The organism is Sulfobacillus thermosulfidooxidans DSM 9293 (genome assembly GCF_900176145.1).
GTDB lineage: Bacteria > Bacillota > Sulfobacillia > Sulfobacillales > Sulfobacillaceae > Sulfobacillus > Sulfobacillus thermosulfidooxidans.
This window is the reverse complement of record NZ_FWWY01000001.1, coordinates 494,783-507,314: the sequence shown is the minus strand read 5'-3', so window position 1 is coordinate 507,314 and position 12,532 is coordinate 494,783. Positions and strand designations below refer to the sequence as shown.

General features: G+C 48.6%; 13 protein-coding genes and 1 tRNA gene. 10 read left to right on the top strand and 4 right to left on the bottom strand.

Going from position 1 to position 12,532, the window contains the following annotated elements; all coding sequences use genetic code 11:
* Positions 1-18: 18 nt before the first annotated feature.
* From hisG to hisC, 3 genes are all read right to left on the bottom strand, one after another.
* Positions 19-639 carry an ATP phosphoribosyltransferase gene (gene hisG / locus B8987_RS02680; RefSeq protein ID WP_020376409.1) on the bottom strand — a complete coding sequence of 207 codons (621 nt, stop codon included), beginning with the start codon at positions 637-639 and terminating at the stop codon, positions 19-21.
* A complete protein-coding gene (locus B8987_RS02675) occupies positions 636-1,472 on the bottom strand; it encodes an ATP phosphoribosyltransferase regulatory subunit (RefSeq protein WP_020376408.1) in 837 nt (278 codons plus the stop codon). The genes hisG and B8987_RS02675 overlap by 4 nt, the downstream gene beginning before the upstream one ends.
* A gap of 73 nt (positions 1,473-1,545) precedes the next feature.
* Entirely contained in the window at positions 1,546-2,634 is a 1,089-nt protein-coding gene (gene hisC, locus B8987_RS02670; RefSeq protein WP_020376407.1) for a histidinol-phosphate transaminase, read from the bottom strand.
* Positions 2,635-2,952: 318 nt separating this feature from the next.
* Here hisC and B8987_RS02665 point away from each other — a divergent pair, with 318 nt between their 5' ends.
* The 3 genes from B8987_RS02665 to B8987_RS02655 all read left to right on the top strand — a co-directional run bounded on the left by B8987_RS02665 (position 2,953) and on the right by B8987_RS02655 (position 5,353).
* Positions 2,953-3,552, top strand: coding sequence for a superoxide dismutase (locus B8987_RS02665; RefSeq protein WP_020376406.1), 600 nt, complete (start codon positions 2,953-2,955; stop codon positions 3,550-3,552).
* A 200-nt stretch (positions 3,553-3,752) separates the two neighbouring features.
* Positions 3,753-5,171 (top strand): type I glutamate--ammonia ligase, encoded by a 1,419-nt coding sequence (glnA, locus tag B8987_RS02660; RefSeq protein ID WP_020376405.1) that lies wholly within the window; start codon positions 3,753-3,755, stop codon positions 5,169-5,171.
* 95 nt (positions 5,172-5,266) lie between these two features.
* Positions 5,267-5,353, top strand: a tRNA-Leu gene (locus B8987_RS02655).
* 37 nt (positions 5,354-5,390) lie between these two features.
* On the opposite strand, the gene B8987_RS02650 is transcribed toward B8987_RS02655, so the two are convergent.
* Complete coding sequence (locus B8987_RS02650; RefSeq protein ID WP_020376404.1) at positions 5,391-6,086, bottom strand: alpha/beta fold hydrolase; 696 nt, start codon at positions 6,084-6,086, stop codon at positions 5,391-5,393.
* A gap of 83 nt (positions 6,087-6,169) precedes the next feature.
* Here B8987_RS02650 and polA point away from each other — a divergent pair, with 83 nt between their 5' ends.
* The 7 genes from polA to B8987_RS02615 all read left to right on the top strand — a co-directional run bounded on the left by polA (position 6,170) and on the right by B8987_RS02615 (position 12,511).
* Positions 6,170-8,719, top strand: coding sequence for a DNA polymerase I (gene polA / locus B8987_RS02645; RefSeq protein ID WP_026040801.1), 2,550 nt, complete (start codon positions 6,170-6,172; stop codon positions 8,717-8,719).
* Entirely contained in the window at positions 8,712-9,527 is an 816-nt protein-coding gene (gene mutM / locus B8987_RS02640; RefSeq protein ID WP_020376402.1) for a bifunctional DNA-formamidopyrimidine glycosylase/DNA-(apurinic or apyrimidinic site) lyase, read from the top strand. Before polA ends, mutM begins: the two co-directional genes overlap by 8 nt.
* Positions 9,528-9,568: 41 nt before the next feature.
* Positions 9,569-9,763 carry a hypothetical protein gene (locus tag B8987_RS02635; protein ID WP_020376401.1) on the top strand — a complete coding sequence of 65 codons (195 nt, stop codon included), beginning with the start codon at positions 9,569-9,571 and terminating at the stop codon, positions 9,761-9,763.
* Entirely contained in the window at positions 9,763-11,040 is a 1,278-nt protein-coding gene (locus tag B8987_RS02630; protein WP_020376400.1) for an ABC transporter substrate-binding protein, read from the top strand. Before B8987_RS02635 ends, B8987_RS02630 begins: the two co-directional genes overlap by 1 nt.
* Before the next feature lie 55 nt (positions 11,041-11,095).
* Positions 11,096-11,695, top strand: coding sequence for a dephospho-CoA kinase (gene coaE, locus B8987_RS02625; protein ID WP_020376399.1), 600 nt, complete (start codon positions 11,096-11,098; stop codon positions 11,693-11,695).
* Positions 11,668-12,279, top strand: a complete 612-nt coding sequence (locus B8987_RS02620) for a lytic transglycosylase domain-containing protein (protein WP_020376398.1) — start codon at positions 11,668-11,670, stop codon at positions 12,277-12,279. Before coaE ends, B8987_RS02620 begins: the two co-directional genes overlap by 28 nt.
* A gap of 64 nt (positions 12,280-12,343) precedes the next feature.
* Positions 12,344-12,511: a hypothetical protein gene (locus B8987_RS02615; protein WP_020376397.1), complete on the top strand. Its 168-nt coding sequence runs from the start codon at positions 12,344-12,346 to the stop codon at positions 12,509-12,511.
* Positions 12,512-12,532: the final 21 nt, after the last annotated feature.

Sequence of the window (12,532 nt, the reverse complement as noted above, 5' to 3'; positions counted from 1 at the left end):
AAAATTGCGTAGTCCTTCTTACTCCTCATGTTGGAGGAGATGCCTGACGTGTTCGAGTTCGGGCTTCGTTCGCCAATGCGAGGCGTTGGCAATAAGGCGTGCACTGGATTCCAAAATTGTTGCAATCTCTGTCAGCTGATGTTGACGCAAGGTGTTTCCCGTATCGACGATATCAACAATATAAGGTGCTAAACCAATGACGGGTGCCAGTTCCAGACTTCCTGAGAGAGAAACCATTTCTACCGGATGCCGATGAATTGTAAAATACGTCTGGGCAATCCTTTGATATTTGGTCGCAATGCGGGTTGGGCCTTCAGGCCATTGATTTTTTTGACCAGCCAAAACCACACGACATTGGGCAAATTTCAAATCCGCCACTTGCAAAACATGGTTATTGGGATATTCTTCCAATACGTCGAGCCCCACGATCCCTAAATCGGCAATACCCATCCCAACCAAGGTCGGAATATCCCGGGCCCGGGCAATGAGCATACCCGGCCGCTCGGGACTGGGCGCAAACCATAATTGCCGACTATCTTCATCGACTGGCCATAAAAGCCCACTTTGTTGCCACAACGTCTTGGCTCCTTCGAGAATGCGCCCTTTGGCGATCGCGACAGTGACATTCTGAAAACTCATGACATTAACGACTCCATTTCTTGGCCGACAGCGTGATATAACGGGTCGAGATAGAGGGTGAAGCCGACCCCTTGCCAGGACCGGCCATTGATTTCTTGAACAAAGCGGCCCCCATTCAATACCGGCTGTCCCACGTCTTTAAGATAAAGGGAAAACACGAGATCGGTGTAATAAGGCCAATTTCCGGTTAATGACAAGTCCCACCGGGTTTCGACGTGTTGATGCACAACCTGTTCTAGCCGGGATAAATGGTCAAAGTCTGCTTCCGGCAGCGTTTTGCGGAGATTATCCAGGAACTCCTTGTAGGGTTTAGACAGCAACAAGCGTCGGCTTTTGGGAGTGGTGTGGGTCATCAAGGATTCGGCGGTGACCAAATTCCCTGACCTCAGTGCCTGGCGAATTTGGGTAACGATAACATCCGGAACCGATTCTCTGGTCAAAACCTGATTAAGTAAACCTAAATGTCCCATAACCATTAACGTGCGTGAGGCTAACCCGGGCCAGGTGGTAATCAGCCGCATAATCAGCTCGAGTGCTAAGAGTTCATGTTGAGGTCCCCCAGCCCCTAATATTTCGACATCAATGGTCTCCGCCCATCGTCCATAACCCGGATCATAAACGGGGCCTAGTGAAAAAACCTGTAACGGGAACTGGATATGACTTTCGGGAAAAGAAGACAATAGTTCCAAAATCGATTGCGTGTGATCCTCGCGGTAGTGACCCGCTTGTGCCGGAGCTGTGGGCACCGGATAAAATCCTTGAGCTAAAAATTGATTAATGACCATCATCATCAGTTCATATTCCCGACGATTTTGGTTCAGCCATTCGTCCATGAAAACACCTCATTACATTAGCGATTCAGCGAACTAAAGAATATGTTTACAGTAACCTAGTTGCAAACAATTGTCAACGCTCGCGCACGCGATCAAAGGCATTGAAGAATCCTTCAAGAATGGGAATGGGAGCCACAGTTACGCGTAGATGATGCGGGAGTCCAAAACTTGTCGCTGGCCGTGTGACGTAGCCCATCATCTCTAGTTGTCGAGCCCACTTCTCAGCATCGTCATGCAGGTCAATGGTCATGAAATTGGCGTGAGATGGCCAAAACGAATACCCACGCTGACTGAATTGATCGGCCATAAAGGCTCTGGCGGCCACGGTTTCTTGACGAACTTTGGCCACGTATTTTTGATCGGTCAGAGCTCCTTGTGCCGCCATATACGCGACCCGGTTGACCGAAAAGGGTTGTCTGACGGTTCTTAGCGACTGGATGATGGGCAAGGGAGCAGCAGCCCACCCAATGCGCAACGCGGCTAACGCGTAAATTTTCGATAAGGTGCGCACCATAATGACTGGGCGGCCGGCTAAAATATCTTCACGCAACTGGGCATAGTGGGGATCCTCGACAAATTCAAAATAGGCTTGATCGACGACGACAAGTACTGACGGCGGAACATGCGCTAAAAAAGCGTTCCATTCATCTTGGTGGAGGATACCACCAGTCGGATTGTTGGGGCTGCAAAGGAAGATAATCCGTGTTTTGGCGGATACATGAGCCAAGGCCTCTTGGAGATCGGGAGCGCCTTGTGCATTTAATGGAATGACCACAGGAGTGGCGCCCGTCAATAAGGTTCCATGGCGGTATGCGGAAAAGCTAGGGGCTGGGAAAATGATCTCATCGCCGGGACCGGCGAACGTGAGGGCGATGAGCTGCAAGAGTTCATCCGCTCCATTTCCCGCAATAATGTGATCCGCGCTTAAGCCACTAAGATCCGCTAACAACTCATAGACTTCAGATAAATGCGCTTCAGGATAAAGAGACAAGTGATTTAAAGCCTTTTTGGCTGCATCGATCGCCTTGGGCGAGGGGCCCCAAAGACTTTCGTTGGACGCTAATTTAATTGCTTCAATGCCGGTATCTTGGTACACGGATTCAATTGACCGCCCCGGGACATAAGGGGTTAAGGTTAAAAGACTGGTCTTGGGCTGGATCACGAGACATACCGCCTTCCTGGTATTTGGTCGACTCATTTTGTGAAACAAGCATATGCTGATTTTTGTGGGAAACGCAAGATGCTAAGATGCTTATGGATGTAGATATGGCCACAGATCAGGACCAAGTGGATCTTGTGCACGCTCTAGATGCTCCCGCTTATCTTTTGACCAGACGGAGGAGGCACGCATTCGGGCAAGTTCTGTTATACTAAATTTGGTAGGAATGGCCTAGCTTACATTGTTTTTTAGTTTTATCGGGTTAGGCTGAAGACAAGTTTGCTTAAATCTCTGACTTTAACTTAGACAGGAGGATGTTTAATGGCGGAACAACGTCCATATCGTGATCTCAAAGAGAGCTGCTTGACCATGGAGGGCATCAGCAAAGAAGAGATTGAGCAGCATTATGGGATTTTATATAAGGGTTACGTTAATAAGCTGAACGAAATTCGCAGCAAGATGGAAACCGTGGATTTGTCCACGGCCAACCAGTCCTACAGTGAACTGCGAGGATTAAAGACTGAGGAAACCTTTTGCTTAAACGGATCGAAGCTGCATGAATGGTATTTTGACAACTTGGGTGGAAAAGGCGGAGAAGCCCATGGCCGCATTCGCGAATTGATTGAACGGGATTTTGGATCCTATCAAAAATTTGAAGCGGAGTTTAAAGCCACCGGATTGGCGGTCCGTGGTTGGGTTGTCCTCGCTTATGACTTGGACGATGAAAAACTGCACATTTATGGTCAAGATGCGCACAATGTGGGCGTGCCTTGGGGAGCCTATCCTCTCTTTGTTCTCGACGTGTACGAGCATTCTTACGGGATTGACTATGGTGTGAAGCGGGCTCCGTACATAGAGGCATTTATGAAGAATGTTGACTGGGATGAAGTCAACAAGCGCCTCGAGAAATATCACATCTAAGGTGCTCACACCAGCTATTTTTCTCGCAAAAAGCCCAGGATGATTCTGGGCTTTTTTGCATACACTGAGGCAGTGTGAGATTTTGTTGAAAAGCTTACAAGCCATATTGACAGTATGATAGATCCATTCATATACTTAACATCGTATTGACGAGTTTTCGTCAAAGTGCACGCTGTTTGTAAACTTACGAGGGGGATTTTATGGTGAAAGCTGAGGATGTGTTACGTACTATACGGGAAAAGAATATCGAAATGATTGACGTGCATATCATTGACTTACCGGGAACGTGGCAACACGTGACAATACCGGTCAGTGAAGTCGATGAGGACACCTTTACCAATGGAATTCCGTTTGACGGTTCTAGTCTTCGAGGTTTCCGCGGCATTGAAGAAAGTGACATGCTAATGATTCCTGATCCTGACACCGCTGTGGTGGATCCGTTTGCAACGGTGCCGACGTTGAGTTTGGTAGCGGATGTAACAGATCCTCAGCATGTTCCCTATCAACGTGACCCGCGCCGGATTGCACGGAACGCTGAAGAATATCTTAAGGCGTCCGGGATTGCGGATGTGTCCTATTGGGGACCAGAAATTGAGTTTTTCATTTTCGATTCCGTCCGCTACATCAATCAAGGTTATCATGCGGCATATCAGGTTGATTCTTCGGAAGGATTTTGGAATTCCTTTGCAGAAGGCAGCTTAGGGCACACCATTCGCACTAAAGAAGGGTACTTTCCAGTTCCACCCTTGGACAGCACGGCTGCCTTACGAACGGCCATGGTCAAAGCGTTGCAAAGTGTCGGTATCCGCGTGGAAATGCACCACCACGAAGTCGCTACCGCGGGTCAAGGGGAAATCGACTTACGCTTTAACACCTTGACCAAACAGGCTGACACCGTGATGATGTACAAGTATGTATTGCGTAATGTGGCTCAGCAACATGGTAAGACCGTGACCTTTATGCCCAAGCCCATTTATGGAGACAATGGCAATGGCATGCACGTTCACCAGTCCCTGTGGAAAGACAGTAAACCGTTATTTTACTCGGAAAATGGATATGCGCATATGTCGCCGCTTGCGTTAAGCTATATTGCCGGTATTTTAAAACATGCGCGGGCCATTTTAGCCTTTAGCAATCCCTCGACGAACAGTTATCGGCGGTTGGTGCCCGGATTTGAAGCTCCTGTCAACATTGTCTTTTCTCATGGTAACCGCTCAGCTGCTATTCGCATTCCAGTCAATGACCGTCCGCAAGCGAGCCGCATTGAGTTCCGCACCCCGGATTCCACATCGAACCCCTACTTAGCATTTGCAGCGATGTTGATGGCTGGTCTCGATGGTATCCGTCAAGGTTTAGATCCGGTGAAGGAAGGCTTTGGGCCCTTAGACAAGAACATTTACGCGTTAAGCAAAGCCGAACTCGCCAATATCCAAAGTGTTCCCGGTTCCTTGTCTGAATCACTGGATGCCTTAGAGCAAGACCACGCATTCTTATTGGAAGGCGGCGTATTCTCCGAAGATCTGATTCAAACGTGGATTGATTACAAACGCGTCAACGAAGTGAATGCCGTCAATCTACGGCCGCATCCAATGGAATTCGAGTTGTACTTTAACAGCTAAAACATTGTTCACAGGGCGCTCTCTAATGAGAGGCGCCCTGTTTGTTATTGCCTATTGAGTTGAGAAAAAACCTGTGCTATAATAACCACGTTGTCGCCGAAGTGGCGGAATTGGCAGACGCGTACGACTCAAAATCGTATGAGGTCACCCTCGTGCCGGTTCAAGTCCGGCCTTCGGCACCAAATTTTAACGGCCAGATGGCCGTATTTTTTTTATGCATTATCGTTTTTCCGCATCAGGGATGCGATCCGCAATGGTTAATAAGGTTTCGTTAAATAATTCCGGCTGTTCGAGCATAACGAGATGACCGCTATGCGCAATGGTATAAATGGGCATGTCTGGCCATATGGCTAAAAACTCATTGGACAAGACTTCCGGTGTCATCCGGTCTTCGGCACCACGAATGAGAAAGACAGGACCAGTATACTGGTCTAAGACGGGACGGCTATCAAAAAGACTACAGGCTGTTAACTCGTGTAAAATCCGGTCGGCCGAGACCGTTTCTAACAGCCGGAGGTTTGCCTCATATAAGTTGGGATCAAACTGGCGGGCTAACGACCACCGAGCGATGTTTTCTAGTGCTTGATGAGGATTTGTGACTAATTGCTCCAATAAATCTGGATTAACGGGTAAGCGTGGTCCCGTCCCCACCAACACGAGGGCTTTGACGGATAGAGGCTGAAGGATGGCCATCATCTGGGCGATGGCTCCTCCCATCGAATGACCGACTACAATCGCGGGTTCATGGATCTGAGTTAAACACCACTCGGCTAACGAGGTTATGAGATGAGTCGGTAAAATTTGCGGCCTGGCGGGCAAATCACAAAACTGGGAGGCAAAGGGCAGGCGATGTTGCCGAGACCAGGATCGGCTGGTCGAACCCGCTCCATGAATAAATAGCCAAGGCACAGGCATTAGGCGCCACTCCTTTTGTCACTTGTTGGGGTGCACAGCGTTTGTTACCATAGTATATATCAGAGAAGGAGCTACAGGTGCGGATGCCGACCCAACTTTTAATTGATGGTCATAGTTTGTTGTTTCGAGCGTATCATGCGTTATTGACACAAAATCTGCAAACGAAAGACGGTACGCCAACTGGCGCCATTCATGGATTTTTGTCCATGGTTATCAAAGTCATCACAAATGAACACCCGGATCGGGTCATTATGGCCTATGACGGTCCTCATAAAACCTTCCGCCACGAACAATACCTTGAATATAAAGCGAACCGCGTGGAAAGTCCTGATGAATTTCGCCAACAAGTGCCGTTGGCTTTAGACATTGTGCGGCATTTGGGCATTCCAACGGTCATGGTCGATGGATTTGAAGCGGATGATGTGATTGGAACTTTGACCACATTAGGTCAAAGTAAAGGGTATCAGACCTTAATTGTGACGGGTGATCGTGACCTCCTCCAACTAGTGGATAAAAATGTGACAGTACTGCTCACTACACGAACCGGCATTAGCGATTTAGATCGTATGGATGAAGGCAAAGTCGAAGAAAAAATGGGTGTCCGTCCCGATCAAATTCCGGATTTAAAGGGACTCATGGGGGATAGTTCGGATAATATTCCCGGTGTTCGCGGAATTGGTGAACAATCGGCTAAAGAGCTTTTGCGACGTTACGGCTCAGTCGACAATATCATTCAGCATTTACCTGAGATCGACAACGCACGGTGGCTTAAAGCGTTAAAAGGTCACGAAGACGAAGCGATTACCTACCGGAATTTAGCAACGATTGTGCGCGATGTGCCTTTGAAATGGCCGGAGATGGCCGAACCTTTCACCTTCCAGATGGATGATGAGGCCAACCAGTTATTGGAGAAGTTAGAGCTACATGCGATTAAACGGCGACTTATGAAGGATTCACCAGCGTCCGAAGTCCCAGCAGAGGAGTCGGTACAAACGGTTATTAACCGCTCCCATGAGTGGGTTGATTGGGATGAGATTAATAAAAAAAGCCCCTATCTCGTTGTGTGGGTAGAACAGGATCAAATCTTTGTGATGGATGAAGCGGGACACATGGCACGTTACCAGGGGACAACATGGCCCCAAATACCATTATGGACGTGGGATAGCAAAGCCATCTACCATTTTTGGCTGCGCCATGAAATAGACGGTCCCTGTTTTGCAGAAGATGGTAAACTCCAGTCCTATCTGCTCGATTCGGAACAAGGACATTATGATTTGTCATCTGTCGCGGCATTACACCAACTGCGTAAACCCACAACAATTGAGGACTGTCTGATTACCTCGGAGCACCTGATTCTTAAACAGCGCCAAGACATAGAAACCATGGGGCTGGACAAGCTCTACCGTGAGGTCGAATTGCCATTAAGCCGTGTCTTGGCGGAAATGGAAGCCGTGGGCATGTATGTTGACCGCGAACAGTTGAAGGCTTTAGGTCAGGAACTGGATGAATCGATTCAAATCGTTCAACAGGAAATTTATGATCTGGCCACGACCGAGTTTAATATCAATTCGCCGCAGCAATTGGGAGAGATCCTGTTTGTGAAATTGAACTTACCCAGTGCGAAGCGAACCAAAACGGGCGGCTTTTCTACGGATGCCGAAACCTTGGAAAAAATTGCGCCATTACATCCCATTGTCGACAAGATCTTATTTTATCGCCAGCTCATGAAAATTAAGGGCACCTATGTGGAGGGAGTTTTGCCGTTAATTGGTCCTGATAACCGGGTACATACCACTTTTCATCAAACGGGGACCGCAACAGGCCGGTTATCGTCAAGTGACCCCAATTTGCAAAACATTCCTGTCCGTTTACCTTTAGGACGTCGAGTGCGCAGTGTGTTTGTGCCGAGCCCTGGTCGAACACTGTTAGCAGCCGATTATTCCCAAATTGAGCTGAGAATTTTGGCGCACTTATCTGGTGATGAGCATCTGATTGAGGCGTTTTGGCATGGGGAAGACATCCATCGGCGCACCGCGGCAGAAATCTTTAATATTCCGTTTGACCAGGTCGATAGTACCTGGCGAAACCGCGCCAAGGCGGTGAACTTTGGCATTGTGTACGGGATTTCTGATTTTGGTTTAGCGAGGGATACGGGTGTCAGCCAACATGAGGCTAAGGATTACATTGCCCGCTATTTTGCCCGTTATCCGAAACTGAAAGAGTATTTTGATGGAGTGATTGAACAAGCGCGCAACGAAGGCATTGTGCGAACGGTCATGGGCCGCATCCGTCCTTTAAAGGATATTCATTCGAAGAACCGGGCACGGCGAATGTATGCTGAACGCATGGCGATGAACACGGCGATTCAAGGAAGTGCTGCCGATTTGATTAAAATCGCGATGGTGAACTTGAGAAAACGGTGTCGAGCGGAACACCTGCACAGTGAACTGGTGCTACAGGTGCATGATGAATTAATTTGGGATGCCATCGATGATGAAATAGTGAGTCTCGCGCAATTAGCTCAAGAATCCATGACTGGGGCGATGCATCTTCGCGTGCCGTTGGTCGTGGAATTTAAAAAGGGTCTAACCTGGGAGAATATGACACCGTGGAAGATGGACAGCAATGCCTGAATTACCGGAAGTCGAAACGATACGCTATTATTTAGATCATGTTTTGCCTGGCCAAAAGGTGCACAAGGTGTTACATATTGACCCACGAATGGTCAAAACTGGATCTCTGTCTGCGGAAGAAATCGCTCGCCGATTACCGGGGCACGTGGTAAAATCCATAAAGCGACGGGGAAAATTTCTGTTTCTGGAATGGGAAACGCAGGATCATTTGCTCATTCACTTGGGAATGTCCGGCCGCCTGATATGGATTCAAAATCATGAACCGTGGGCGCTGCATACGCACCTCGTTCTAGACTTTGAGGAAAATCAGTTACGGCTCATCGATCCCAGGCGATTTGGACGCATTGGCTGGATTGATAGGGGAGTTGAGCTTGTGCCTCATTTAGGCACGGAGCCCTTAAGCGCGGACCTGACCAGCCAGTTTCTAGTCAAACGACTTCAAGGCCGGCAGGCACCAATTAAGAGCTTATTGCTCGACCAAAGCATCATCGCGGGGCTAGGGAATATTTATGTCGATGAATCATTATTTCGGGCGAAAATTCGACCTGATCGGCCGGGAGGATCACTGGAACCTCGGGAAATCAAGCGGTTGGTCCGGTCTATCCGCAGGGTGCTCCAAGAGGCTATTGAACATCGTGGAACATCCTTTTCCGACTATGTGGATGCGCTGGGTCATCCTGGACAAAATCAAGACTATTTGATGGTTTATGGTCGGAATCAAGCGGAATGCCGAGTATGTGGACAACCGATTGTCACAAAAGTGATTCAAGGGCGGACAAGCCATTTTTGTTTACACTGTCAGAAATAAGTAAAGGAACCTGGAAGCGACAGAAAGGCAGGTACAATCGAGTGCAACATCTGATCTTTGCCGTAGATTCGCTGGAAGCAGCCATGGAGTTAAAGGACATGTTATGGGAGCAATTAGAAGTTCGGGGGGAAGTGGAACTGATTCCCCAGGAACACTCCAAGTACCGGTTGAATGTGATTTCCGAAAAAACGCTTAGCACCCAACAATTAGAAAAACTGCCTGGGAAGCTTATCTAATGCGAGGACGAATGTGGCCGTGGCTGTTACTGGTATTGGCCTTCTTACCAGCACTGTTAATCCAAGAACCCAAGACCAAGTTACAGCCAGTATCTAGCCATGTGTTTACCGAAGCCATTTTTCAAAATCCCAATAACTTGGACCCTGCTCTGGCCTCTAATGCTGCCGATTGGCAAGTTGCGAGCAATATCTTTCAAACCTTATTAGATATTTCGCCCACGGGTTCCATTGTCCCAGGCCTGGCAAGTTCGGTCACATACCGGGGCAATATTGTCACCATTGAGTTACGTCACGAGACACTGGCAAATGGCGTAGAGGTGACACCGGATATGGTTGCCGAAGCTTTGGTACGTCCTTTGGTGGCTCCGGTCAATTCTCAGGCCGCTCGGTCTTTGCTTTCTCAGGTTGTCGGGGTGAAACGGTTTGAAGAGGGCAAAACGAAGTACCTGCAAGGCATTCAAGTGACGGGACCCAATAGCTTAGAACTGACCTTGAAGCAGCCTGCGGGTCCGGGTTTTCTTAGAAACTTGGCCAATCCAGCCTTGGCGATTGTCCCTGCGTCTGATCAAAGGCAAGGCGGAGACAATTGGCAATTCACCAATTTGATTGGGACAGGCGGCTATACCTTGACCCAATGGACACCGGATGCCTCGCTGAGTTTTTCCAAGGTTTCTGGCCAGGGCCCGCAAGCCGTCAATTTGATCGTCTATTCCGGTTTGTCCCAAGCACTGTTGGCGTATGAAAATCATCTCGTCAATGCCATTCCTTTGCAGCCGGACCAGTTAAAACAGTTGACACGGTCTGAACTCGCCCATGTAGAGCCCCTTAACGTACCGGGTGACTTGTCGCTTTACGTGAATACCACGCAAAAAAAACTGGCGTTACCAGAAATTTCTCTGACTAGGTGGGTTCATGCGGCCTTTTTCGGACGACTCTCACCTCTATCTCGTCAATATCCTAGCAGCATTCAATCAAAACCGCCGCAATCGGTTTCGTTGACTGTGTGGGTCAACCAAAATAATGCGGAGGCGATGCAATTAGCCAGTACCTTAAAGACAATCGACCCGCATGTGATCATCCAAGCGACGACCAGTACTAACTTGAGTCAAATGGCGCATGCGGGCAAAATTTCTGCCTATCTGGGTATCATCAATCAATTTCCCCATGGTGTGGGGATTCCTCTGGTCCCGGATGTGAGTTTTTGGTTATTTTCTCATCCCGTTTCGCATGCGATCGTCATGGAACACGACGTCTTATCATGGCATTCTGTCCCATAGCCGTCATAAAATAGGGGATAAAGCATGTGGGCAAGGCAAAGGGGAGGGAATGCGAATGCGAGTGATAGGATTGACAGGGAGCATTGGTACTGGGAAGTCCGAAGTCAGTCGCATTTTGCAAGAATTAGGGGCTCAGGTGATTGATGCCGATGAATTGACCCATCATTTACAACAGCGTGGACAAGAAGTGTGGCGCGCGATTTGGCAACACTATGGGTGGAGTGTCTTAGGTCCGGACGGTCAATTATTGCGGCGGAAATTAGGGCACCGGATTTTTCTTGATCCGAGAGAACGCCAAGGGTTAAATGCTATCGTGCACCCTGTGGTTCAGCAGCACATTACGAGGCAATTAGCTGAGCTATCCCAAAGGGGATATCATGTTGCCGTGATCGATATGCCGTTGCTTATTGAAGGGAATTGGCGGCATGTCGTGGACGAAATCTGGGTCGTTTATGCACCCCTAGACTTGCAATTACAGCGCGTCATTGAGCGTGATCATTTGGGTCAAGAGGAAGCATTGCGGCGTATTCAGGCACAGATGCCTATCGACGAAAAACTCCGCTATGCGGACTATGTCATAGACAATCAAGGATCTTTGGAGCGTTTAAGAGAACAGGTGACACGTTTATGGCGCAACGCAAACGCTACCGTCTAAAGGCGGGCCGCGCAGGAGTTTTTTGGATCAGCTTTATACTATTTGTTCTTATTATGTTGTACCGCTATGTGGCACCCATGCCCTACCGAGCTGTGATTTGGCATGAAGCCCAAGTGAACCATCTCAGTCCCTATTTAGTGGCTGCTGTGATTCGGGTGGAAAGTAGTTACCGGCCCAATGCCGTGAGCAGTAAAGGGGCGATTGGTCTCATGCAACTCATCCCTTCGACGGCAAAGTGGGCGAGTTTAAAGGCGGACAATCGAAGGATTCAGACAGCCGAATTATTTGATCCGGCACTGAACATCCACCTGGGGACGTGGTATTTAAATCAACTTTTGCAAAGTTATGCGGGTAATGAAGTGTTGGGCCTAGCGGCCTATAATGCAGGTTCGCGCAATGTGCGCAACTGGTTAAGCGAAGGATTATTAACCCCGTCGGCCACTTCGGCCCAAAAGATTCCGTTTCCTGAAACAAAACATTTTGTCCACCGCGTACTGTTCTATAAGGTCCTTTATCATTCCCTCTACGGATTTTTTCCACCGCCATCTCGGCATTCGTCGTTATGGCAGGCCTTGTTACCATAAATCGCCTGTTGCTCATATGCATGATCATAAACTGAAGAGGAATAATAGGCGGGGGGGTGGTATCTTGGCAAAAATCCTGTCAGAGGCCACAAAAATGAAATTGGGTGAGCGACTCGGAGTCGATGATATCGTTCGCCGGGAAGGATGGGGCGGCGTTCCGGCAAGACAATGCGGGAATCTCGTGCGCGAAGCTATCCGCCTGGCGGAAGAAGAGCTCCAGCATCACTTGTAAAGCCCCATAAAGGAGGGCGGC

Bases quoted from the DNA above. Each gene is read 5' to 3' on its own strand.
- hisG (WP_020376409.1), bottom strand. From the start codon at position 639: ATGAGTTTTCAGAATGTCACTGTCGCGATCGCCAAAGGGCGCATTCTC.
- B8987_RS02675 (WP_020376408.1), bottom strand. From the start codon at position 1,472: ATGGACGAATGGCTGAACCAAAATCGTCGGGAATATGAACTGATGATG.
- B8987_RS02665 (WP_020376406.1), top strand. From the start codon at position 2,953: ATGGCGGAACAACGTCCATATCGTGATCTCAAAGAGAGCTGCTTGACC.
- glnA (WP_020376405.1), top strand. From the start codon at position 3,753: ATGGTGAAAGCTGAGGATGTGTTACGTACTATACGGGAAAAGAATATC.
- B8987_RS02650 (WP_020376404.1), bottom strand. From the start codon at position 6,086: ATGCCTGTGCCTTGGCTATTTATTCATGGAGCGGGTTCGACCAGCCGA.
- polA (WP_026040801.1), top strand. From the start codon at position 6,170: ATGCCGACCCAACTTTTAATTGATGGTCATAGTTTGTTGTTTCGAGCG.
- mutM (WP_020376402.1), top strand. From the start codon at position 8,712: ATGCCTGAATTACCGGAAGTCGAAACGATACGCTATTATTTAGATCAT.
- B8987_RS02630 (WP_020376400.1), top strand. From the start codon at position 9,763: ATGCGAGGACGAATGTGGCCGTGGCTGTTACTGGTATTGGCCTTCTTA.
- coaE (WP_020376399.1), top strand. From the start codon at position 11,096: ATGCGAGTGATAGGATTGACAGGGAGCATTGGTACTGGGAAGTCCGAA.
- B8987_RS02620 (WP_020376398.1), top strand. From the start codon at position 11,668: ATGGCGCAACGCAAACGCTACCGTCTAAAGGCGGGCCGCGCAGGAGTT.